Source organism: Bradyrhizobium sp. LA6.8 (assembly GCF_040547935.1).
GTDB lineage: Bacteria > Pseudomonadota > Alphaproteobacteria > Rhizobiales > Xanthobacteraceae > Bradyrhizobium > Bradyrhizobium barranii.
On record NZ_JBEPQQ010000001.1, the window covers coordinates 1374999 to 1396341 of the forward strand.

Here is a 21343-nt window from a genome sequence, read left to right on the forward strand (position 1 = left end):
ATGATGCGGCCGGTTGGGGCCTCTTACAAGGTCCAGCGGCGGGTCGCCGGGCTCAACAACATCAGATTGGACGGCATGACCGATCTGTTGCTGCGAGCCAAGGGAAAGCGCGTTTTCGACATCGGCTGTAATCGAGGCATGGTCGGATATCAGTTCGCCGAGCAATACGCCTCCGTCGTGCACGGCTGCGATATCTACGAGAAGGGCATCGAGGTCGCGCGCGAAGTCTTCGCCGATCTGAGATCGACCGAGGGCCGCTTCGAGGTCGTCGACTTGACCAAGGGGCCTTCCGCGCTGACCGGCGCGTTCGGGCACGAGGGTTACGATATCGTCCTGTGCCTCGCCACCTATCACAAGCTGAAGCGCTTGATGTCAGCGGATGATCTCTCCGCGCTTATGATCTTCTTTGGACGCTGGACGCGGAAGTATTTCGCCTGGCGCGGTACGTCGGACAAGCCGAGCGAGAACGAGGAAGAGCTTGTCGCGCTCGATCGCGATCTGAAGCAGGCCGGGCTCCAGCGCGTCCACACCTCCTACCTTTCCAGCGAGCTCGGCGTCGCTGCAATCTGGTCTCGATAATGAAGAAGTACGAAAGCAACGTCCTCCAGGATCCGGGCGAGATCGCGGCCTATTGCGATGTTCTTCGCTCCGAGAAGCTCGGGAGCTATCTTGAGATCGGATCAAAGTTCGGCGGTTCTTTGTGGCCGGCGGCGAATGCGCTGCCCAAGGGATCGCGGATCGTCTCCGTTGACATGCCGAACGGCACCAAGGCTTGGAAGGACAGCCAACCGGCGCTTCTGGAGTGCATCAAGGAGCTGAAGGCGGCGGGCTATGACGCCTCGGTGATCTGGGGCGATAGCGGGTCCGAGGACGTGATTGCGCAAGTCGCTGCCCTTGGGCCGTTCGATGCGGTGCTCATTGATGCGGATCACAGAATGCCGGGCGTGACACGGGACTGGTCGGTCTATGGGGCCATGAGCCGGAAGCTGGTGGCGTTCCATGATATCGCCTGGCGGCGCGCGCCGGACTGGCACGGCACCAGGATCGACGTTCCGGAGTTCTGGAATTCGGTCAAGGGCGAGTACCGGCACCAGGAGATCAAGCTCTGCCCGACGGGCAAGAACAACGGGATCGGCGTTCTGTGGAAGAACTGACGATCTGCACTTGGCGCTGGGGCACCAAGTATCCCGGCCATTATCTGGAGCGCCTCAGGGCGGGCCTGGCGCGGCACCTGAAGCAAGAGTACCGGTTCGCGGTGTTCGGCCCCGCCGCGGCGGATGAGCATCTGACGGCCGTACCAGGCTGCTTTGCGCGCCTCCGAATGTTCGACCCGGAATGGCAGGCGGAGCACGGGATCACGGGGCGTCTGGTCTGCATCGATCTCGACACGGTCGTCACGGGTCCTCTTGATCCGCTGTTCGACCGCCCGGAGCCTTTCGTCATCCTGCATGGCGGCAACGCCTCCAACCCGTGCCCCTTCAACGGCAGCCTGCAGATGCTGCGGGCCGGTGCCCATCCGGAAGTCTGGAGCGAATTCAGCCTGAAGGCGGCGGGCGAGGTGCCGTATTTCGCGTTTCCTGACGATCAGGCGTGGTTGGCGGCCAAGATCCCTGACGCCGCCGGCTGGACGGTTGGGCCGGAGTCTGGCGCCTATTGCTTCCAGAAGCCGGGTTGGCCGAAGGGCGAGGCTTTGCCGGCGGATGCGCGGATCGTTGCCTTTCCGGGATGGCGCGATCCGAGCAAGTTCACGCATATCGACTGGGTCAAGCGAAACTGGGCAGCATGAAAACCAACGACATGCTGGCGGTCATGGACCGTGAAGCCAATCTGCTTTCCGAAGACAACTGGCACGCTTCGGCCGCTGTAATGCGGGAGGCTGCAGAGCGGGTTCGCATCTTGGCTGAGCGCCTCCGGAAGGCCGGTCTGAGCGCCGAGGAAGAATGATCGATCCTAAGAACGTCTGCCTCTTCCAGCCGAGCGAGCTCAAGAAGTTCAAGGCTGAACTCTTCCAGAGGATCGGAAACAAGATCGTAGCGCAGGGCGGCAGGGTCGTCGTTGGCAATGTTGGGCAGCTGAAGACGCTCCCGAAGCACATCGTTCCGATCGTCGGTTGCAGCTCCTACCTCAAGGGGACGATCGACGAATGGCGGGAGAAGCGGCGCCCCTTCATCTACTGGGATCGTGGGTACGCCCGCAGGGTCTTCGCGACCTGGCTGCCGAAAGGCGAAAACGGCGGATATTACCGCTATCACTTGAATTCGTTCCAAGCCCAGAAGGTGCGCGATGTACCGGATGATCGTTGGCGGTCGCTCGGTGTTGACGTGCGGCCATGGCAGCGAAGCGGAAAGCATATCGTCATCGCAGCGCCCACGCGAACCTATGCAAAATTCCACGGTTGCGAAAACTGGATCGCGGACACAATCGACGCACTGGCGCGCGCGACGGATCGACAACTCGTCATACGCGACAAGGAAAGCAAGCGGTCGCTTCAAAGCGATCTTGATGGTGCTCATTGCCTCGTGTCGCACGGCTCTATTGCGGCTGTGGAATCCGTCATCCTCGGATGTCCTGTCGTGGTTCATCCTTCTTCTGCTGCTGCGCTTGTTGGTCTCACTGACTTGAGCAAGGTGGAGACGCCTGTCTATCCAGATCGGCAGCTGTGGCTGAATTCTCTTGCGTACAACCAGTTCAACGAACAGGAACTGGTCGACGGCACCTTGTGGAGGCTTCTGGAGTGACGCGAGCAGGCGAGCTTCGGCACAGGATCGGCTTCTTCAAGCGCCACGAGACTGATGATAGCATGGGAAACGTAGAGACTTCCTTTCCTGATGATCCAGAATTTGAGGTCTTCGGAAAGGTCTCTGCCAAGTTTGGCGGCGAAACCGTGTTGGCCCAGCGCCTGCAAGGCCATCAGGTCTACACACTGACGGTGCGCCAGAATTCGAAGACGGAGAATATCGATCCATCTTGGATGGCTAAGGACATGAACGAAGATACCGTTTGGGCGATCCAGTCCGGCCCCGTCGATCCTGACGATAGCGGAGCCTTCTACGAATTTCTTTGTCAGACGGGGGTCGCAGCTTGAAGGACGTTCGTGTGGATCGCGACTTTACCTACAAGCCGAAGCGCAATCTGCATATCGCCTACAAAGCCGGCATCACCTATTTCCGCACCCCTGAGCTAAACGCTCGCGCGATAGTGGCGGCTGGCGCCGGTAAGATTGTTGAACGGGACGAAGTAAGTGAGTGATCCAAGTTTGGAGCTTCAGGCGGCCCTTGTAGCGGCTCTTAAAGGGGTTTCACCACATATCGCCGGATCTAGGATTTACGATGCTGTTCCTGCGAACCCCGTCTTTCCTTATGTCTCGCTCGGTGATTGCCAGGTTCTTCCGGATAAAGCCGATTGCATCGATGGCACCGAAGTTTATCCGGTGATCGATGTGTGGTCACGAGCCGTCGGATATCCCGAGGCAAAAGGTATCGTGAAGCAAATACTTGCTGTGCTTGATGATCAGCCGATCTCGATCTCCGGCTTCAGCGCGATCGTCTTCCAATTCGATCGCGTCGATTACCTGCGCGATCCTGACGGCCTGACACGTCACGCCTCGATCGCCTTCCACGGGTTCATCACGCCTTCTTAACCGCGCCCCGGCGCACATCTGAAAGGAAACTGTGCCATGGCGCAGCCAACGGTTATTGCCGGAACGAAGCTGCTCATCCTTGTGGGTGACGGCAACAGCCCTGAGATCTTTGCGCAGCCTTGCGGTCTGACCACCGCGGGTATTGACTTCAAGGCGTCTACCAACACGACGCTCATTCCTGACTGCAACGATCCTGAGTTGCCGGCATGGGAGGCGAAGGACGTCAACGGTTTGTCCGCGACTGTCACCGGTACGGGCGTCATGGCTGTCGAGAGCTTCGATATCTGGAACGATTGGTTTCAGTCCGCCGAGGCCAAAAATCTGCACATCAAGCTCGACAACGCCAATCTCGGCTACTGGTCGGGTCAGTTCATCCTTTCCGATCTGAAGTACAGCGGCACGCGCGGTGAGAAGGTGACGATCGACGTCACCATCGACAACACGGGCGCAGTTCCGTGGGTGCCGGCGTCCTGATGAGCGCAGATGGCAGCGTCACCCTGATCTGGGGTGACGGCGAGAACAAGTTCCGGTTTGCGATCGGTCAATTCCGGGAGCTCCAGGAGCGTATCAATCAGCGCCGGGTCGCGATCGGGGCACCCTTGGTTGGGCCGATGACACTGCTCGCCAGCCTGCGCGCGAGCGATGCGTGGCCCGATGATGTTCGTGACGTGCTCCGGATCGGGCTTGTCGGCGGCGGTATGTCGATCAAGGACGCCAATCGGAAGTTGTCGCATCACTTCGACAACAAGCCGCCGTTCGAAAGCATGATAACAGCTTATGCGGCGCTGTTTGCCGGCCTTGTCGGGGTGCCCGATCAGAACGCGGTTGATGAAGACGTAAAAAAAAAGACGTCAACTTCGAGCGTCCAATCGACTTCCGAAAGCTCTACGGAACAGGGGCTGCACTAGGCTTCACGCCTCGTGAAGTCGACGATAGTTCATTCTGGCAGTTGGGCGCTTGCGTTGACGGCTTCAACGAAGCCAATGGCGGAAAAACCAAGCCAGAACCGATGAGTAATGAGGAGTTCGACGAGCTTCTCAGGATCCACAACGTCAGCCCGACACTGCAGTAATGGCAAACAAGAGCGTCGAACGATTCAAGGCTCTGACGCAGGAGCTGAAGGATGAGGTCCATGCAGCGGCCGTCGCGGAGCTGAATGCGCAGGCCGATAACATGGTTCGCGTCATGATCTCTGCGGCGCCTCACGATACCGGAAACCTCGAGCACTCCGTTCGCAAGGTTCCGGATAGGACAAAAGACACCACGGTTCGCGTCGCGGCCGGCGGTCGTCTCACCATCCGAAAATCGGTGTCGAGCAAGCCTTACGACTACGCTCGCGGCGACGAGTTCGGAACTGTCAAAATGACCGCGAAGCCGTTTTTCTTTCCGACGTATCGACTTCTGAAAAAGAAGATGATCTCGACCATGAAGCGACGCATCACGGCATCCATCAAGAAAAGGTCTGCGGAATAAATGGCTGGCAATGACACTGCTGCGCTAGTTGTTGCGATGTCGGCTCAATTGAGCAAGTTTGAGCGCGACATGAAGCAGGCCGGCGATATTGCCGACAAAACTGTTGGCGGCATCGAGCAGCGTTTCTCGCGAATGAACCCGTCCGTGAGCACCTCGTTCCTTGGAAATTTCTTCTCTACCGCCGTCACCAAGGCGATCGGCGCGGCTGAGGACGCGCTCAAGGATCTGATCCGACGGTTCGAGGAGCTTCAGTACACCGCGAAATATACTGAGACCGCGATCCAGTCGGTTTACGGCCTCCAGGCGGCATTCCAGAAATCAGGGTCGTCAGCCGATGATCTGAACAAGTCCCTGACGAGCGTCGCTCTGCAACTCGATCAGATGCAGCGTGGAAATACGGAAAACCCGCTTGCAAAGCTGTTCGACGCCAATCCTCAGGCCCTGAACGGCGTCAAGGTCAGTGCGCTCGACGCAGCTGAGGCCTTGGCCAAAGTCGGTGACATCATGCAGACCTTGAAGCCGATTGAGCGGCTAGAGGTCGCGAAAGCCCTGGGCCTACCGGAGGGCGCGGTTCAAGCGCTTGAGCGTGGCGGCGCGGCACTTAAAGACATGGCTGACGCTGCCGCGAAGGCAGCACCGGATCTTGAAAAGGTCGCGGCGCAAGCCAAGGCGTTGTCTGAGCTGTTTTCCAAATTGGGAGAAGCGCTTAAAAACTCCCTGGTGTCGGCGGCGTTCGACATGATCAAAACCGATCTTTCGGACCTAATCCAGCTGACGGCGCTGTTCCTTGGACTGTTCAAAGGCGGCCCCTTGGAGGAGTTCACTCAGAGCACGCTCAACAAGCTCAAAGAGATTCAGGACCGCTTCCAGAAGACGAAGGATGAGGCCGAGAAGCCGGCCCGGCTCAGGGTCGACGTCGCTCCGCAGAGGTTTACCGGAAAAGACCCCTTCGGGCTCAATACGCAGAAGGCTGAACCTCAGGATGCATTCGATCGAGCTGAGGAAAGCATCCTTAAGCGGACCGCCGCAATCCAGGCAGACACGATCGCCGTTGCTCAGAACAACGCTGTGCAAGCCCAGGTGCGCGCCGAACTCGAGCTGTTGAATGGTATCCGAAAGGCAGACGGAGAGGTCACCCAGGAACAGGTTGACGCCTATGTGAAGCTTCGCGAGTCCATGTCGGCGACGCAGGCGTTGCAGGCTGCCGGCATCAGCCTGACCAAAGAGCATGCAGACGCCTTCCTGAAGGACTCAGAGAATATCGGACTGGCTACGGCTCAGTTCGATAAAGCCCGCGACGGTGTCAACAAATTGAACAGCGCTAGCTCGACAGTCGGGTCGGCTCTTTCGTCGGCGTTCGCTGACGCTATCGTTGAGGGTAAGAGCCTGAACGATGTGCTCTCGAATCTCCTGAAGACCTTGGAGAAAGCTGCAATCAATGCGGCGTTCGCGTCGATATTCAACGCGCCATCATCAGGGGGGCTTTCTCCCGTTGCCGGATTCATCAAGAGCATCATTCCTGGCTTTGCGGGTGGCACGAACTACGCCCCAGGGGGCGCTGCTTGGGTTGGCGAGAATGGTCCGGAGCTCGTGAATCTACCTCGCGGGTCTCAGGTCACGCCTAGCGGGGTCACCAGAGCGACTGGCGGCAATACCTATGAGGCGCCCACCATCATCGTCAATGGAAATGCCGACAACTCTGCCCTTGACCGCATGCAGGTGATGCTGCTCCAGCACCAGCGCGCTATCGCCAATACGAACAAAGCTCTGGAGAGTGCTCAGCGCATGCAACGGACCGGGGTTGGCTGATGGATGTTGAATTCCCTCGGGTCTTGCTCCGTGAGCGGTCTCATGCATGGAACCTAGCGGGTGTCGCAGTTGCAGGAGGTCAGCTCGGATCGGGCTTCGGGACGTTCGTCCGGTCCGATGGGGGCGGCTTCTGGACCTGCTCGATGTCGAACATCTCGCTTTCAGGGCGCAACGGAATCGACGACCGTGGCCGTCAGCGCCAAGCCAATTCAACTAAGCTTTGGCGGGCTGTTCGGCAGGTGGCCGATGGCGGCGTTAATCGGATGGTCGTATGGCGGAATGATGCGCTGTTCGTTCCGTGGCCTGACGGTGCGGCGCGGCTGCCGCCAGCGATACCTCACGATGACGGATCGCTATTCTCGGACGATACCGGTTACTATCAGCCGGTGATCGATGTCACTTGCGACGCCGCGGATCTGCGAGCGACGTCGCTTGATATCAACTTGAACAGGTCCGGAGATCTGATTGGCGGAGAGGCGTTCTCGATCAGGCACGATGACGCTGGTTGGCGCATATATGAGATTGCAACGGTCGAAATGACCGGGGATGACACCGCAACCATCACGTTCAATCCGCCGCTTCGTGAGGATGTGGCAGACGACACGCAACTCGAGTTCGACCGACCCAGATGCGTGATGCGCCTGACGCAGCCATCGTCGATGAACCTAACTGTGCAGCCATGGACCTTTAACTCGGCAAACGTCGATTTCGTCGAGGCGCCTGTTAGCTGATGGACTTCAACGAAGCTGAATTGGAAGCGCTGGACTCAGGCGTTTTCAGGATAGGCGTTTTCTTTCAGCTCCAGGTCGATCCTGACCCGGTGAGGCTATGGCTAGGCTTCGGCAATATCCGACCCGGCGTCAATGTCTATGATCCTGATGGGGCGCTCTACAAAGGCCTTGGCGAACTGCAGAACGTGCCGGCGATCAAACAATTGATGAACGGTGCGGCTGAGCGCGTCGAGTTCGTCGTCAGTGGAGTAAGCGGGGACCTTCAGGAGATCGCGTCAGGCAACGATGCGGAGGAGGTCAAGGGCAGGCCCGCACTCGTCGGGTTCGCCCTGATGGGGGCGGATTGGTCGATGATCGGTCCGGTTCACTGGTGCGCCTATTACGTGGCAGATTATATGGGCGGATCGCTCTCTGTCGACGATCAAAGTTCGCAGCAGATCAGCCAGATATCTCTCTCGTGCGGTACTCGCTTCACAGGTCGACGCCGGCCGGCCTTCGCGTATTGGTCGGATCCAGATCAGCAGGCGCGCTTCCCTGGCGATAAGTTCTGCAGTATCGCCAAGAGCTATGCCCACGGCTTCAACAAGACGTGGCCGGTGTTCTGATGAAGGCATTACTTGCCGAATATCTCGACGATATTTCGCGGCGTGACTGCGGCTATGGACGACTGGATTGCGCCACGCTGATGGCGGACTGGGTAATGGTATGCGGCTGGCCCGATCCGATGGCTGATCGGCGTGGAACATATGCAGACGAACGTTCCTACAGATCCGCTATTCGCAGTGAAGGCGGGATGCTGGCGTCGTGTCGAAAGCGCTTCGAAGCGACGGGGCTTAAACCTTCTGACCATGTTCAACAAGGTGATGTGGCGCTGGTGCTTGCTCAGGTTTCAGATCGCCGTGGTCGAGTTATCAGACTTCCGTCGGGTGCGATTGTAACAGGTGATGGGATGTTGGCGCTCCTGAACTGGCCGCGCGGGATTGTGTGTGTTCGGATGCCGGTTCTCGCTGCGTGGAGCGTTGCGCGTGGTTGAGACGACCGGTCTTCTGCTGCTGAGTGCAGCAGGCATCACAGACTCGTTTATCGGCATCGGAACGGCCAGCTCTCTCTCCGTTGCCGGTGTCACCGTCAGTATCTCGACTGCCGCAACTATTGCCGGCACTCTCGCCCTAACCGGCGCGGCGATCGGGTTGCAGTACGCACTTGATCACCCGGATGTGCCAAAACCCGAGAACGGAGCCCAGCCACTCAAGCAGGCGTTGCCGTCACGCCAGCGAGGCTACGGCACCAACCGCTTGGCTGGCTACTACATGCTGTTCTTGGCGGCTGGTGGGAATAGTCAGGACGTTTTGGCTTTCCACTCCGGACGGATCGAGGGTGCTCTACAGCTCTACTTCCACGACTCGATCGTAGCTCTTGATGCGGCACTTGACGATGGCGTCGCGGCGAATGTTGTTGGTCCTGGCGTTTGGGCGCGTGACTCGGTTGTCCAGATTTTCTATGGGTCTGACACCCAGAACGCCGGAACCGGGAGTGCTGTAAACAGCGGAACAACCGCGGGTGAATGGACTTCAGAGTACCAAGGGAAGGGTACCGCCTGCATCTGTCTCCTGTGCCCGGCAGCCGACGATCCGACGGACTTTACGCATAAATACCCTAGGGGAATCCCGCTTCCATCGGTTGTCGCAAAATGCGCGCCAATTTGGGATCCGCGCGACGACAGCAGCAATCAGTCGAAAACAAATCCGGTTCTGCAACTGATCGATTATCTCACCGAGCCGGATGGCGGCATGGGTGAAGACCGCGACATCATCCTTCCGCCGGCAGCTCTGACTCAGTGGATGGAAGAGGCTGAAATCTGCGACGAAGATGTCGGTGGGAGGCCACGGTTCGCCTCGAATGGTTTCTACCGCTTCGACAATTCGCCAGAGAACGTCATCAACAAAATCCTCGCTACATGCGATGGTTGGCTTGTGGAGGGTGGCGACGGCACCCTTGTTCTGAAGGTGGGTGTTTATCGCGAGCCGACCGATCCACCTTTGACATCACGCCACATCAAGGAATTCTCTTGGCGCAAGGGTCTGCCTGACGAGGAGCAGGTCAATAAGCTCGACATCACGTTCACTGATCCGGCCTCTGGTTACATAACTGGCCAGATCGATTCTGTGCGGGATGAAGATGCTATATCGGCTTCGGGAATCGAGCGCGCCAAGCAGCTTGACCTGACTTGGGTGCAGGACGGCGACCAGGCGGAATCTCTCGGCCAGCGCGCGATGCTTCGCATCAATCCGGAGATTTCAGGGACGTTCAGCTGCTCGCTCTATGCGATGCGATATCTTGGCAAGCGCTGGATCAAGGTCCAGGAGCCGCGCATCAAGGGCATGGAGGACTGCGTCGTCGAGATCCAGGACAAGGGCGAGATCGACCTGCTCAACGGTCGCGTCACGCTCAACTGGAACAAGATTGATCCGGTCGCGCTCGGTGCTCTCGATAATGCGCCTCCGCCTATCATGGCGCGCGAGGGCTTCACCGCATACCAGCGCGAAGACAGCTCCTACCTTCTTCGCGAACAATAGAGGACGACATGGTCGGTAGAATTTCGGACGATCCGGACAAGGTCATTTCCGGGTCGGAGAAGGTCGCGGCCGCCGACAGCGGGCAGAACTACGGGATCATACTTACGACGATCGCGGCTTGGTTGGCCTCTTTGTCGCAGACCATAACCAACAAGGCGATCAACGCGACAAACAACACTATCACCAATCTTACGACCGCAATGTTTGCGTCAAGCGTGGTCGATACCGACGGCACGCTTGCGGCGAACTCTGACACGCGCATTGCCAGTCAGAAGGCCGTGAAAGCTTACGCCGATGCGTTGATCGCTGCTAACGACGCTATGGTCTTCAAGGGCGCGACTGACTGCTCAGGAAATCCCAACTATCCTGCCGCCAACCGGGGAGATACCTACAGGGTCAGTGTTGCCGGCAAGATCGGCGGCGCGTCCGGCGTCGTTGTTGAGGTCGGCGATATCTTCATTTGCAACACTGACGGCACAGCCTCTGGCAACCAGGCGACGGTCGGCAGTAGCTGGAACGTCATCCAGACGAACATCGACGGAGCGGTAACTGGTCCGGCATCGTCAACGTCGGGCAATATCGCGTCTTTCAACGGAACAAGCGGCAAGACAATACAAGATACCGGCTTGGCGGCATCAGCTCTTACGGGTGCTTGGACGTCTTATAGCCCCACGGTCTCCGCGGGCAGCGGATCATTCACGAGTGCAAGTGCGACGGGCGTCTACAAGCAGATCGGAAAGACCGTACTTTTCACGGTTACCATTACGATCACGACAAACGGCAGCGCAGCAACCAACGTGACCGTGACGAATCCGGTCAACACGAACGGGAGCAACGCGGGGGCTTTCGGTCGAGAGGTCGGCGTAAGCGGAAAGATGCTGCAAGGCGTGATCAATACGTCGAACATGAACATCTACAACTACGACAACACATATCCCGGTGCGACAGGCGCCTTCATTGTGATGTCGGGCTTCTATGCAGCTTCATAAGGGATAGTAGCTAAAATGACTGTGCTAACAGCAGCCGAGATTTGGCGCCTCTACAACACTAACGGAGTGCCTGGCAGCGGGGCGCATCAAGTTAACAAGCTGGATGTCATGCAGTGGGGCATGATGCTGGAGTCGCTGCTTGCGCAGCTCGGACTCGGATATGCGACCAAGGCGTTACTCGACGCTGATCTGGCGCACGAGGCCAACACGTTGGCGATGGTCTACGCTGACTCGACTGCGGCCAACAATGGTATCTATCAAAAGTCTGGTGTCTCTGGCGCTGGGTCATGGACGCGTGTAGGCGATCTTCCTGATCCTATTATCACGCTTACGGTGACGGGCGGAACTGGTGACGCAATCGTAGCTACCGCGCCTTCCACGCCAACCACGCCAAGTCGGCACCTGTATCTTTTGACGCCGACAGCAAACAACACGGGCGCAACCACGATTGCCGTCAACGGAACTCCCGCGGTCGCGATCAAGAATGCGCTCAATGCCAACCTTGCGGCCGGCTCGCTGTTGATCGGAAACGGCGCGTTGCTCTACTGGTCGACTGATCACTATCAGTTGCTGGCCGCTGCGGCGGTCGATGGTGACGCGGTCCTTGCCGACGTAGTGCAGGCGAAGGATGACGCCGAGGGCTTCGCGGATGACGCGGCGGCATCGGCATTGTCTGCTGCGGCCGCCGTCAATAACAACATGAGCTTCGCCACGCGAACGACTGCGATTGCGGCCAATATTCCCGGAACAGTGACGCACATCACCACGGCGGGCTATGCCGCAATTGGCGACGGCGGAGGGAGCATTTCGACCGGTGCGATCTACAAGCGTGCCTCAAGCCCTGGAAGCCCGCTGCCGCATTCCGGCTATATTCATTCGGCCGACGGCGCCTATTGGGAGTTGACCGGGATAATAGGGATGTTCGTGGACGTTCGCCAGTTCGGCGCTCAGGCCGTCGTCTCGAACCTTGACACAGATCCGGATGCTGCTGCTGCCATCAATCTCTGCATGGCTTATTGCAACATCAAGCATGCGAATATGAAAATTCCGGCCGGGCAATGGGCGCTTGATGCGGCTATCACTTCGCCGACGTTCATCATCCACATTGCAGGCGAACAGGGCGGCGGACAGCCCACAGTTTTGTACAAGCGTTATGTCGAAGTAAACGCTAATAAGGGAGTCATTTCGCTCGGAGCGTGGGGGGCGACCATCACGGATATCCAGGTCGCTGCGGGCGCAAGCTCGTCTGGAGGATCTGGCTTCTCCGCGATTCTGCCGAATAACGCGGCAAATATTGGAATTTTGCGCATGCGAAATTTCTACGTCTCATGCGGTAACGGGGTGGATCATAGCATCCATATCAACGGGACAGTGAACACTGGCGGCGTTGGCGGCACGGGCGGGAAGAGTTACCGGAGCGTCTTCTTGGAGAACTGCCATTTCTTCGGCGCTGCGCAGTACTCGGTTCTGCTGCTCAGCGTACAGCACCTTTTCGCCTCTGGTTGCTATGCCGACGCCACTGGCGGAAACACGGCCTCTGGGTACACCTTCAACTGTGCTGGTAGTTCGGGTGCCCCGAACGATGATATCTATTGGATGGGAATTATCAGCGGATCGCTTAGTCTGGACCGGCTATCCAGAGCGGTTTTCAGCAGCGTCGTTACCGGCAACGTAGACAATACCGCCAACGTCAGTTCGACGACGATCACCCGATGCCTCGGAAGCGTCGGTTCGAACTGGACGAACTCGCGAGCGATCAACTAAAGCAAGCATTCGCTGCGAGCGGCCAGACTGCGCTGGACTCGTGGTCAGTCAGATGGTCGGAGTTGGCGAAGGCGCTGTCTTCAAAAACGCGGTGAAGTGCGCTGAAGTCGACGTGTCGAAGCTTGTAGCGATGTGCGATGCCATTGATGTAAGCATCGAACTCGGAAAAGCGGCTATCTGGTATCGATCGCGCCATCTTCAGATAGTCGTTGGTGACGGGTGTCCGGAACAGGCAAACGGTCGCCCCTCTCGATACGAGCGAAGATATGGCGGCCTCGAACTCAGCGGCTGAGGCGCTGCTAGCAAAATCAGGCCTTGGGTTTTGCTCAAGGACGCGGACCTCGGTTAGGTCCGTGCGCTCTTCCGGTGTGATCCAGGTCCAGTTGAAGTCTGGCTTGGCGAACAGTTCGACCCATTTTTTCTCCGCGATCGTTGCTCTCGTGCGTAGGGTCGCTGCGTCCTGCGCAGAGGCCGCGGAGATGATTTGGTTGGCGACGTCATAGCCGGAGGCGACGAGGTTGGGGCGTAGTGTCTCCCAATAGTAGGCTGACGAAAGAACGCTCGGAAATCTCCGGCTGATCAAGTTCCGATGCGTGACAAATTTTTCGCGGTTCGCGTGGTACTGGCCAAACCATTGCGGATCGGCTTGCACGATGATCTTTCCTGGTTTCGTTGTATCGTAGAGGTAGTTCACGAGAGTGTTGAGCTCTTCGGGCTGCTCGCCGGCCCAGCCATAGAACGAAAATCCTGGGATGCGAGATGTGGCCATCACGTGGGAGTCGCCAAACACTGCGTTGGTCGGGTTAGAGAACGCTGCGTTCTTCAGGAAGTAGTAGGTCGTCGCCGCGTATCGGCTTGAGAGGTGGCAGTAAGTCTCGATACCCAGCACGCAGGCTGGAAGCGTCAGGGTTAGAACGGCGAGCCTAGCCAGGCTAGAACTGGAAATAAATGAAAGCATTTGGCGTGCCGGATACCATGATGACGAGCGAGAAGAACAGCAGGGTGCCGCCGAGTGCTACGAGCCCGAGCTTTGCCGCAGGGATTTGCCGCAGGTAGTCGCTCTCGCTGCCTTTCAGCAGGAAGGTGAAACGAAACAGTTGCGCGGTGTTGGGGCATGCGACGATCAACAGCCAGCAGAAGGCGAGGAGGTGGATCGCCCTTGGTTCGAATGTGCTCGTTGTCCAGGGCGTGAGGAGTGACGCGAGCATGTTGCGTGAGGTCGCAAGATCCACGGCCCTGAAGAACACCCAGCCGAACAGGACGGTGACCATCGTCGCAGCCCATCCCACGATCGACATCAGGCGAGAGTTGACAAGGGCTGCAGGACGGATCGAATTCCACGCGTGATTGAGGATCAGGGCCACGCCGTGAAGTGCGCCCCATATGATGAAGGCGAAGCCGGCGCCATGCCACAGACCGCCCAGCGTCATCACCAGGAAGAGATTGACGTAGGTTCGTGATGTGCCGCCGCGGTTGCCGCCAAGGGGGATATACAGGTAGTCGCGCAGGAAGCGGGACAGTGTGATGTGCCATCGCCGCCAGAACTCGATGATGGACGTCGCCTTGTATGGCGAAAAGAAATTGACCGGCAGCGTGAGTCCGAGCATGCAGGCCAGCCCGATGGCCATGTCGGAATAGCCGGAGAAGTCGAAATAGATCTGCGCAGCGTAGGCGGTGATCGCGAGTGCTGCATCCGTTCCGGACACCAGTTGCCCGCTCGCAAGGCCGAAGATGCGATCGGCCGATGGTGCGATCTGGTCCGCAAAGGCGACCTTCTTGAACAGTCCGACCGCGAAGATGCAGAGGCCCGTGATCGCCAAGTCCAGACTCGGACGCCTTTCGGCGCGAAACTGCGGCAGCATCTCGGTGTAGCGGATGATCGGCCCGGCGATTAGCTTTGGAAAGAAGCTAATGAATGCGGCGTAGCGAAGTGGTGAACCGCGCTCAACGCGACCCGCATGCACGTCAGACAGGAACGCGATCTGCTCGAAGGTGATGAAGGAGATTGCGAGTGGCAGGACGATGTTGCTCGGTGTGAAGGGCAAGCCCAGGACACGATCGATGTTGCGGGCGGCGAAGTCCCAGTATTTGAAATAACCGAGCGGGGCGAGGTTAAGGGCGATGCCGGCGAGATATAGCCAGTGTCGGCGCCCTTTCTCGACAAGCGTTGCAATGATGTAGTTCGCGGCTGCCGAGGCAGCTAGGAGGCCGAGATAAGCCGGGACGTGGGCCGCGTAAAAATACGCTGACGCGCCTGTCAGGGCCAGCAGGAAGAGCCAATAGGGTCCGAAACTCGCGAGCAAGCTGGCCGCGATTGCCCTCGGCAAGAAGCTGAAGAGAAAAGTCGTAGTCGAAAACAGCATGTATCCCCGCAGCCGCGCAACCTACTGGGGCGCGGCAGTCACGACAAGAAGCAGATTAGCTGTTTCAGCAAGTTCCATCCCGAATCAACCATCAGCCGAGGACATCGGTTGGGCCAGAGGTCCATTATGCCAACGTCTAATGCGGCGATGGTCGCCCTGTTTTTTGCTTGCAGCGCCATCTCCCGGCCTCCGCCTCCGCCGGAACCTCAGTGCCCTCCGTACTGGCAGTGCAACGGGCATCCAGATCAGAACCATCCAAACTGTAAGGTGTGCAAATGGTAGCCTCGACTTACGATGCAGCGATGACTCGCGTCTTCGCGGACGAGGGCGGCTATACCAATGACCCGGTAGACCCTGGTGGTGCGACCAACTGGGGCATCACCATCATCGATGCTCGGAAATACTGGAAGGCTGACGCCTCTCCGTCCGACGTCAAGAACATGCCCAAGTCGGCCGCCGCGGATATCTACCGCAAGCACTACGCCAACCCGATGCGATACGACGAACTTCCGGCGGGCTTCGATTATTCTGTGCTCGACGCGGCCATAAATTCGGGTGTCGGGCGAGCTCCGGTCTGGGCCGGCAAGGCCCTCGGCGTCACGGCGAAGTCGATCAATGATGTGATCGGACCTGCCAACGCTGCGCCTGACAAGGTTGCCGCGATCCAGAAATACTGGGCCGTGCGCCTGGCGTTCCTCAAGGGGCTTTCGACTTTCTGGCGGTTCGGCAAGGGATGGACGCGCCGCGTCACCACCGGTGAGGCGGCTGCGGTCAAGATGTGGTTGACGGTCGGCGCCGTCCTGTCGACTGCAGACACCAAGAAGCGGATGGACGCGGAGGCCGGCAAAGCGAAGACGCAGGCCAGCACAGCGAACAAGGCTGCGACCGCAAGCGGCACGGCTGGCGCGGGGTCTGCGGCGTCGCCTGCTGTGCCTGTCGATGGTTTCGTCATGTCCTTTGAGGTCAAGGTTCTCGTGTTCGCCTTGGCTGCCATCGCGATCATGCTGGCCATCTATTTCATCAAGCAGGCATTGATCCACAAGCAGCGCGCCGAAGCCTACGCGGCGGCATAGGGGTTCATCATGAAAGTTCTTGCGATACTGGCGCTGCTCGGCGTCGTGCTGACTTGGTACGCGATTTGGGGGCGCGAGATCCTGAAGCGAAGTCCATGGTTCCAGCCGCTCTTCGACTGGATCGAGCCGTGGGAAGTCACGCTCTACAAGAAATCTCAGACGATTCTGTTCGCGCGCTTGAAGATGATCTCGGGCGTCGTCCTGATGGTCCTCACTCAGGCCGGAACCATCGATCTGACCCCGATCATGCCGCTGGTCCCGGATGCTTACGAGCCGTATCTCAGGATCGCGTTCAACCTCCTTCCTCTGGTCCTCACCTTGATGGGCGCGGTCGACGAGAAACTCCGCAACGCAACGACGCTTCCCATCGAAGTCGTCGCTGTCACCGATAAGGATGTCGCTGAAAATCCCAAGGTGGCTGCTGCGGTTGAGACAGCAGTTGCGGCCAAGGCGGAAGCGGTTGCGGCGGTTCAGGAAGCGAAGGCGACCTGAGATGCTCGAATGGATTGCTGCGAAGATGATTTCGGCGCCCATCATCGGCGCCATCCTTCAGCCTCTCATCAGTGGATTGCTGACGGCGCAAAAACAGAAACTCGATGCGCAGGGAAGCCACGAGGCGGTGGCTGCGGATCTTGCTAAGAGAACGCTCGACCTCGATCAGCGCGAGGCCGAGCTCAATGCAGAGACCGTCAGGGCGGAGCAGGGCAACATCATCACGCGGATGATCCGGCCGCTGCTGGCGTTGCCGGTGATCATCCTGATCTGGAAGCTGCTGGTTTGGGACAAGGCCCTGGGACAGTGGACCCACGGCACCACGGACAGCCTGAGCGATCAAATCTGGTGGTACTGCACCACGGTCACGATCGCTTATTTCGGCGGCCGAACTGTGGAGAAGGTCGCCGATAAAATCAGCGGCATCTGGAAGAGATAAGGAGGCGGTCCGCCGCGGCGCTGTAACGTCGCGACGGACCTAACCCACGCGAGGCGCGAACCTCGTCACAGGCTGGGAAGCATCCTAGCAATCGGCGGATTTCTAGGAGATTAATGGCAATGAACGAAGAGCTTCTGAAACTTGGCACGGCCGGCATCATCTGCCTTGTGCTGCTTTGGGTCATCTATCGATCCGAACAGCGCGAGAAGCAGAAGGACGGTCGGATCAATCTTTTGGAAAATCAACTGACCGAAAGCTATGACGAGCGGATCGCGGCTGCGGATCGCATGGCAGAGGCGATCCATAGCACGCGCGGCGCGCTCGTAGCCCTAACGAACGAATTGAGGGCCGCCCGCAAATGAATTCTATCCTCAACAATATTCTCCGCATCTTCGTTGACGACGGGCGCAACGATCGGGACTTCACTGACCAGGAGAACCGGCTGCAAACAGCTCGAGCCGCGCTGTTGGTAGAGGCGGATGAACTAAAGCGAGCGGCAGAATCGCTCGCAGACATCATCAAGGCGCGCGCCTAAACAACACCGAAAGCATCACATGAAATTCCGCCTGCTTCTGGCGGCGCTACTTTTGTGCGCCGCAACGAATTCCTATGCCGAAACCTGCGTCGCCAGCCAGTACGGAGTAGGTGACGGCTACCACGGGCGCCGGACGGCCTCTGGGGAGCGCTTTAACACCTACGCACTCACGGCGGCGCACAGGACGAAGCCCTTCGGGACAATCCTGGCCGTGACCTCTCAGGCGACCGGCAGGACGGTGCTGGTGCGCGTCAATGATCGGGGGCCGTTCGTGCGCGGGCGCTGCGTTGACCTCTCCAGGGCTGCGGCAAACGCCATCGGCATGGGCGGGACGGCGAGGGTGTCGGTCCGATGAACCGGGACGATCGAAGGGTCTTCCTTTGGGCCGGCTTGATCGCGGTCGCTATCGTGCTGGCAGCTGCCGGAGTTGCCGGCGCGGCCGAGCTCCCGCCAGGCGTCGACTGCCAAACCGTTAGGCGCCTTGTAGCCAAGCACGGGAAGGCTAGGGCGCTCGCCTGGGCTCTCAGGCAGGGCTACTCGTGGGACCAGATCCAGGAGGCGCGCAAATGCCTCCGTTGATCCGCGTGGCGCTCACTGTCCTCATGCTGGCGCTCCCGAGCTCGGCCGTAGCTCGAGATGATGGGCGCTATGCCAATTCTCCGCTGAAGCCTTGGTTCGACAGTCTCAAGAGCAAGGGCGGTGGGCCGTGTTGCTCAGATGCCGACGGCTTGGCCCTGTCCGATGTCGACTGGGACACGAAGGATGGCCACTACCGCGTCCGCATCGATGGCCAATGGATCGACGTTCCCGACGACACGGTGATCACCGAACCGAACCGAGCGGGCCGCACCATGGTGTGGCCGATCTACTTGAACGGCCGGCCGGTCGTTCGCTGCTTCATGCCCGGCAGCATGATCTAAAGAAAATCGACAAGGAAAAGATAAAGATGACACGCAACCTCACGGTCCGGGAAAATGAAGAGTGGGCCGAGACAATCATCACCTATCACGAATCGATCGGTTATCCGTTCGATCGTAAGACGCAGTCATTATCTCGCTACCTTGCGTCATTGCTGAGCTCGCTCACAGGGTCGACATATACGATCTACAATCGGTCGGTGAAGGCATTGGTCATTCATTTGGCCGACTACTATACCAGCTTCGGCCTGACCACGAAGAACATCGACTTCGACGATGCGTTGGCGCTGCTCAATAGCGCTCTCCTTGGGTCAGTGGGGCCGCTAAACTTCATGCCCTTTTCCGAGGACGTGACGAAGTTCAACTTCCTCACGGGCGGAACTGGCGCCGCGATCCCGCATGTCTTTTCCAACGGATCGACGCTGACGGTAGGCACGAAGCAGGCGCTTCCGGACATTCCGGTCGGCGAGGTCGGGAAGGGCTTCACCTGTACCGGGCTCTGCCAAGACCCCGACAGCACAGACATCTGGGTCGGAAACTTCGGCAACTCGCGCGGCTCTGGCGGCACGAGCACGCCGATCAGTATCGTGCGGCTGTCAGCCGATGGGTCTAGCCTCGTCTCGCAGGCGGCAGCGGCAGAGGCTGTTGGCGGCTTGCAGGGCGTTGCGTTTGTCACTTCGTCGTCGCCGTCACTGCGCTGCCTGGCCTATGTCGACGGCTCCAGCTCGAAAATCTGTTTCGTGAATCGGGATGGCTCCGTGCCTCGCGCGGCGATGTCCACGTCATTCGTTCCGAATGCGCTGACCTGGGACGATACCCGGCAGGCCCTGTGGGTCGGAGACGCCAACAGCGGAGACGTCTGGCTCATCACGCTGGCCGGCGTTGTGATTGGCGCTGCCGACTTCAATAGCTGGGGCGGGCCGCTGGATCACCTCTGCGTGGACACCTCGCGCGGCACTGCCGGTTATTTGTGGACGACCAGCGGCGCTAACGGCTCGCCGGGCATCCTGATTGCATGGGACATCGCCAAGGACCAGATCGTCGATCGATTCCTGCTCGATAGTGCGCAAGCCGTCGAGGGCCTGCTTGTCAGCGGAACCTCGCTCAAGGTCGTGACGGACGGCTATTACCATTTCTCCGGCTCCCCGCCGAATACATCCGCGCCGTTCAACGTCAACGAGCTCCAGACCTACACGCTCGCGGCATCGCTCACCCAATGGCGCTACGCGCGCGTGTTCAAGTCCGGAGAAGTGGTTGGTCCACAAGTGGCAGGCTTCCGCCGGCCGTACCATCTCATCCTGGACCGTGGCGACGGCGACACCAGCGCTGATTTCTGCATTGTCACGCGCGATGCCGATGCTTCGATCAATGGCCTGGTCGCCAATATGGCATGGACGGGGAAGTCGTTCGACCCCGCTGGAACAGCCAACCTTGGCTTCCGCCTGCTCAGCGGGACCATGACCAGCAAGGCATTTGGAGCCGCCTATTCGCGTCAGATATTTTCGGCGACATTTGCCAGCGGCGCCAACAACACGCAGTTGGGAACGCGCGGAACGTTCACGCCAGATCGAGCCGTTAACGTGGTGGGGACTGCATTGGCGGTTAATCTCGGGTCGGCGGCGGTACCATATAAGCCGCGGCTGGGCGCCTGAGGTTTTACTCGGGCGGCCTAGTCAGCCGGCGCCAGCTCTCGTACCTTGCTGATGAGCCAATCAGCTTCTTCATCAGAAAAATCAAAGTCCTCGATCAGCCACTCTTTCGGGAAGTTTGTGTCGAACCCCATCATTGCGCGGTCATTGGGACCACAGATGGTCTTTTCTCCGTCGTAGTCCAAGAAGCGATCCTTGGAATACGGAGTGAACATCTTGATCATCTTTTCAAGTACAGCGTCGCGGTCGATCATTTCGTTTCCTTCCTAGCAAATTCCTGCGCCTGCTTCTTGGCGGTCTCCTGGTCGACCTGCTCGGGGCGTAGCCGGCGGGATGGTATGTCGTCCCAGTAGAAATAGACCGACTTCCTGCCGTCCGAGAACCTGACCTCAAAGCTGCCGGTGTCCGACACGATCGAGTGCCTGACGATTCTGACGCGATCCATTCCCCATGATTCCGCGGGCGGGGAGGGTGGTCAAGACTGGACTTCGTACTCGAATGCCACGCCTTCGGGGTCGTTCTCGGAAAACCAAGCACGAGCGGCGTCCTCAGTCGCGAAGACCTTCAGGTGGCCCTTGTCTCCGACCTGCTTGCTGGTATTGACGTAGATCCATACCGTCATCGGTAATGCCTCAGGGACAATGGGGATGAGGCTGGCGCTCTAGCGTCTTGAGGTGAGCCTGCGCGATGCGGTGCCAGTTCCTTGGCGACATCACAATAACATGGCCTCCGCAGTTGATGCCGATCCCGCCAGATTTAGTGACGTGGAGCGAGTCCGCGTAGAAGTCGCCTTCACGCTCGCGCCAAATTTCGCGGTCGGTATTCTCACAGGCTTGATTGTCGCTCATTGCATCCTCGCTTGCGTTTTCGAAAATCAGGAGTAGGATTCTTGC

32 protein-coding genes are annotated in these 21343 nt (G+C 58.8%); 26 read left to right on the forward strand and 6 right to left on the reverse strand.

Annotated elements, in window-relative coordinates; translation table 11 throughout:
• From ABIA90_RS06215 to ABIA90_RS06300, 18 genes are all read left to right on the forward strand, one after another.
• On the forward strand, positions 1 to 579 hold the full coding sequence (locus ABIA90_RS06215; protein ID WP_354122374.1) for a class I SAM-dependent methyltransferase: 579 nt from the start codon (positions 1 to 3) through the stop codon (positions 577 to 579).
• Complete coding sequence (locus ABIA90_RS06220; RefSeq protein ID WP_354122338.1) at positions 579 to 1154, forward strand: class I SAM-dependent methyltransferase; 576 nt, start codon at positions 579 to 581, stop codon at positions 1152 to 1154. Before ABIA90_RS06215 ends, ABIA90_RS06220 begins: the two co-directional genes overlap by 1 nt.
• A complete protein-coding gene (locus ABIA90_RS06225; RefSeq protein ID WP_354122339.1) occupies positions 1142 to 1786 on the forward strand; it encodes a glycosyltransferase family protein in 645 nt (214 codons plus the stop codon). Before ABIA90_RS06220 ends, ABIA90_RS06225 begins: the two co-directional genes overlap by 13 nt.
• Positions 1783 to 1944 carry a hypothetical protein gene (locus ABIA90_RS06230; protein WP_354122340.1) on the forward strand — a complete coding sequence of 54 codons (162 nt, stop codon included), beginning with the start codon at positions 1783 to 1785 and terminating at the stop codon, positions 1942 to 1944. Before ABIA90_RS06225 ends, ABIA90_RS06230 begins: the two co-directional genes overlap by 4 nt.
• Positions 1941 to 2738: a hypothetical protein gene (locus ABIA90_RS06235; RefSeq protein ID WP_354122341.1), complete on the forward strand. Its 798-nt coding sequence runs from the start codon at positions 1941 to 1943 to the stop codon at positions 2736 to 2738. Before ABIA90_RS06230 ends, ABIA90_RS06235 begins: the two co-directional genes overlap by 4 nt.
• Positions 2735 to 3085 (forward strand): head-tail adaptor protein, encoded by a 351-nt coding sequence (locus tag ABIA90_RS06240; protein WP_354122342.1) that lies wholly within the window; start codon positions 2735 to 2737, stop codon positions 3083 to 3085. The genes ABIA90_RS06235 and ABIA90_RS06240 overlap by 4 nt, the downstream gene beginning before the upstream one ends.
• The gene (locus tag ABIA90_RS06245; protein ID WP_354122343.1) at positions 3082 to 3249 is read left to right on the forward strand and encodes a hypothetical protein; all 168 of its coding nucleotides are present in this window, start codon (positions 3082 to 3084) and stop codon (positions 3247 to 3249) included. The genes ABIA90_RS06240 and ABIA90_RS06245 overlap by 4 nt, the downstream gene beginning before the upstream one ends.
• The gene (locus tag ABIA90_RS06250) at positions 3242 to 3640 is read left to right on the forward strand and encodes a DUF3168 domain-containing protein (protein WP_354122344.1); all 399 of its coding nucleotides are present in this window, start codon (positions 3242 to 3244) and stop codon (positions 3638 to 3640) included. The genes ABIA90_RS06245 and ABIA90_RS06250 overlap by 8 nt, the downstream gene beginning before the upstream one ends.
• Positions 3641 to 3676: 36 nt before the next feature.
• Positions 3677 to 4114: a phage tail tube protein gene (locus tag ABIA90_RS06255; protein ID WP_354122345.1), complete on the forward strand. Its 438-nt coding sequence runs from the start codon at positions 3677 to 3679 to the stop codon at positions 4112 to 4114.
• A complete protein-coding gene (locus ABIA90_RS06260) occupies positions 4114 to 4548 on the forward strand; it encodes a GTA-gp10 family protein (protein WP_354122346.1) in 435 nt (144 codons plus the stop codon). The genes ABIA90_RS06255 and ABIA90_RS06260 overlap by 1 nt, the downstream gene beginning before the upstream one ends.
• Positions 4549 to 4711: 163 nt before the next feature.
• Complete coding sequence (locus tag ABIA90_RS06265; RefSeq protein WP_354122347.1) at positions 4712 to 5113, forward strand: HK97-gp10 family putative phage morphogenesis protein; 402 nt, start codon at positions 4712 to 4714, stop codon at positions 5111 to 5113.
• Entirely contained in the window at positions 5114 to 6922 is a 1809-nt protein-coding gene (locus ABIA90_RS06270; protein WP_354122348.1) for a hypothetical protein, read from the forward strand.
• A gap of 143 nt (positions 6923 to 7065) precedes the next feature.
• Positions 7066 to 7653, forward strand: a complete 588-nt coding sequence (locus ABIA90_RS06275) for a hypothetical protein (RefSeq protein WP_354122349.1) — start codon at positions 7066 to 7068, stop codon at positions 7651 to 7653.
• Positions 7653 to 8258 carry a hypothetical protein gene (locus ABIA90_RS06280; protein ID WP_354122350.1) on the forward strand — a complete coding sequence of 202 codons (606 nt, stop codon included), beginning with the start codon at positions 7653 to 7655 and terminating at the stop codon, positions 8256 to 8258. The genes ABIA90_RS06275 and ABIA90_RS06280 overlap by 1 nt, the downstream gene beginning before the upstream one ends.
• Complete coding sequence (locus ABIA90_RS06285) at positions 8258 to 8686, forward strand: DUF6950 family protein (RefSeq protein ID WP_354122351.1); 429 nt, start codon at positions 8258 to 8260, stop codon at positions 8684 to 8686. The genes ABIA90_RS06280 and ABIA90_RS06285 overlap by 1 nt, the downstream gene beginning before the upstream one ends.
• Positions 8679 to 10229: a phage tail protein gene (locus tag ABIA90_RS06290; RefSeq protein WP_354122434.1), complete on the forward strand. Its 1551-nt coding sequence runs from the start codon at positions 8679 to 8681 to the stop codon at positions 10227 to 10229. The genes ABIA90_RS06285 and ABIA90_RS06290 overlap by 8 nt, the downstream gene beginning before the upstream one ends.
• 8 nt (positions 10230 to 10237) lie before the next feature.
• Positions 10238 to 11218 carry a hypothetical protein gene (locus tag ABIA90_RS06295; RefSeq protein ID WP_354122435.1) on the forward strand — a complete coding sequence of 327 codons (981 nt, stop codon included), beginning with the start codon at positions 10238 to 10240 and terminating at the stop codon, positions 11216 to 11218.
• Between the two features lie 15 nt (positions 11219 to 11233).
• Positions 11234 to 12982, forward strand: coding sequence for a hypothetical protein (locus tag ABIA90_RS06300; protein WP_354122436.1), 1749 nt, complete (start codon positions 11234 to 11236; stop codon positions 12980 to 12982).
• Here the strand turns inward: ABIA90_RS06300 and ABIA90_RS06305 are convergent.
• Positions 12975 to 13940, reverse strand: coding sequence for a hypothetical protein (locus ABIA90_RS06305; RefSeq protein ID WP_354122437.1), 966 nt, complete (start codon positions 13938 to 13940; stop codon positions 12975 to 12977). The two genes, ABIA90_RS06300 and ABIA90_RS06305, sit on opposite strands and share 8 nt — an antisense overlap.
• On the reverse strand, positions 13915 to 15345 hold the full coding sequence (locus ABIA90_RS06310) for an MBOAT family O-acyltransferase (protein WP_354122438.1): 1431 nt from the start codon (positions 15343 to 15345) through the stop codon (positions 13915 to 13917). Before ABIA90_RS06310 ends, ABIA90_RS06305 begins: the two co-directional genes overlap by 26 nt.
• A gap of 302 nt (positions 15346 to 15647) precedes the next feature.
• Here ABIA90_RS06310 and ABIA90_RS06315 point away from each other — a divergent pair, with 302 nt between their 5' ends.
• From ABIA90_RS06315 to ABIA90_RS06350, 8 genes are all read left to right on the forward strand, one after another.
• On the forward strand, positions 15648 to 16418 hold the full coding sequence (locus tag ABIA90_RS06315) for a glycoside hydrolase family 108 protein (protein ID WP_354122439.1): 771 nt from the start codon (positions 15648 to 15650) through the stop codon (positions 16416 to 16418).
• A 9-nt stretch (positions 16419 to 16427) separates the two neighbouring features.
• On the forward strand, positions 16428 to 16910 hold the full coding sequence (locus ABIA90_RS06320; RefSeq protein WP_354122440.1) for a hypothetical protein: 483 nt from the start codon (positions 16428 to 16430) through the stop codon (positions 16908 to 16910).
• 1 nt (position 16911) lies between these two features.
• On the forward strand, positions 16912 to 17349 hold the full coding sequence (locus ABIA90_RS06325) for a 3TM-type holin (protein ID WP_354122441.1): 438 nt from the start codon (positions 16912 to 16914) through the stop codon (positions 17347 to 17349).
• A 119-nt stretch (positions 17350 to 17468) separates the two neighbouring features.
• Positions 17469 to 17711 carry a hypothetical protein gene (locus ABIA90_RS06330; RefSeq protein WP_354122442.1) on the forward strand — a complete coding sequence of 81 codons (243 nt, stop codon included), beginning with the start codon at positions 17469 to 17471 and terminating at the stop codon, positions 17709 to 17711.
• The gene (locus tag ABIA90_RS06335; protein WP_354122443.1) at positions 17708 to 17884 is read left to right on the forward strand and encodes a hypothetical protein; all 177 of its coding nucleotides are present in this window, start codon (positions 17708 to 17710) and stop codon (positions 17882 to 17884) included. Before ABIA90_RS06330 ends, ABIA90_RS06335 begins: the two co-directional genes overlap by 4 nt.
• A 19-nt stretch (positions 17885 to 17903) precedes the next feature.
• Positions 17904 to 18239 (forward strand): septal ring lytic transglycosylase RlpA family protein, encoded by a 336-nt coding sequence (locus tag ABIA90_RS06340; RefSeq protein WP_354122444.1) that lies wholly within the window; start codon positions 17904 to 17906, stop codon positions 18237 to 18239.
• 211 nt (positions 18240 to 18450) lie between these two features.
• Complete coding sequence (locus tag ABIA90_RS06345; protein WP_502916703.1) at positions 18451 to 18804, forward strand: hypothetical protein; 354 nt, start codon at positions 18451 to 18453, stop codon at positions 18802 to 18804.
• A gap of 26 nt (positions 18805 to 18830) precedes the next feature.
• The gene (locus tag ABIA90_RS06350; RefSeq protein WP_354122360.1) at positions 18831 to 20453 is read left to right on the forward strand and encodes a hypothetical protein; all 1623 of its coding nucleotides are present in this window, start codon (positions 18831 to 18833) and stop codon (positions 20451 to 20453) included.
• A gap of 17 nt (positions 20454 to 20470) precedes the next feature.
• Here the strand turns inward: ABIA90_RS06350 and ABIA90_RS06355 are convergent, their stop codons facing one another.
• From ABIA90_RS06355 to ABIA90_RS06370, 4 genes are read right to left on the reverse strand one after another with little or no spacing between them, the layout of a single operon-like run.
• Complete coding sequence (locus ABIA90_RS06355) at positions 20471 to 20704, reverse strand: hypothetical protein (RefSeq protein WP_354122361.1); 234 nt, start codon at positions 20702 to 20704, stop codon at positions 20471 to 20473.
• Entirely contained in the window at positions 20701 to 20895 is a 195-nt protein-coding gene (locus ABIA90_RS06360; RefSeq protein WP_354122362.1) for a hypothetical protein, read from the reverse strand. Before ABIA90_RS06360 ends, ABIA90_RS06355 begins: the two co-directional genes overlap by 4 nt.
• A gap of 30 nt (positions 20896 to 20925) precedes the next feature.
• The gene (locus ABIA90_RS06365) at positions 20926 to 21072 is read right to left on the reverse strand and encodes a hypothetical protein (protein WP_247342676.1); all 147 of its coding nucleotides are present in this window, start codon (positions 21070 to 21072) and stop codon (positions 20926 to 20928) included.
• Positions 21073 to 21082: 10 nt separating this feature from the next.
• Positions 21083 to 21298, reverse strand: coding sequence for a hypothetical protein (locus tag ABIA90_RS06370; protein ID WP_354122363.1), 216 nt, complete (start codon positions 21296 to 21298; stop codon positions 21083 to 21085).
• Positions 21299 to 21343: the final 45 nt, after the last annotated feature.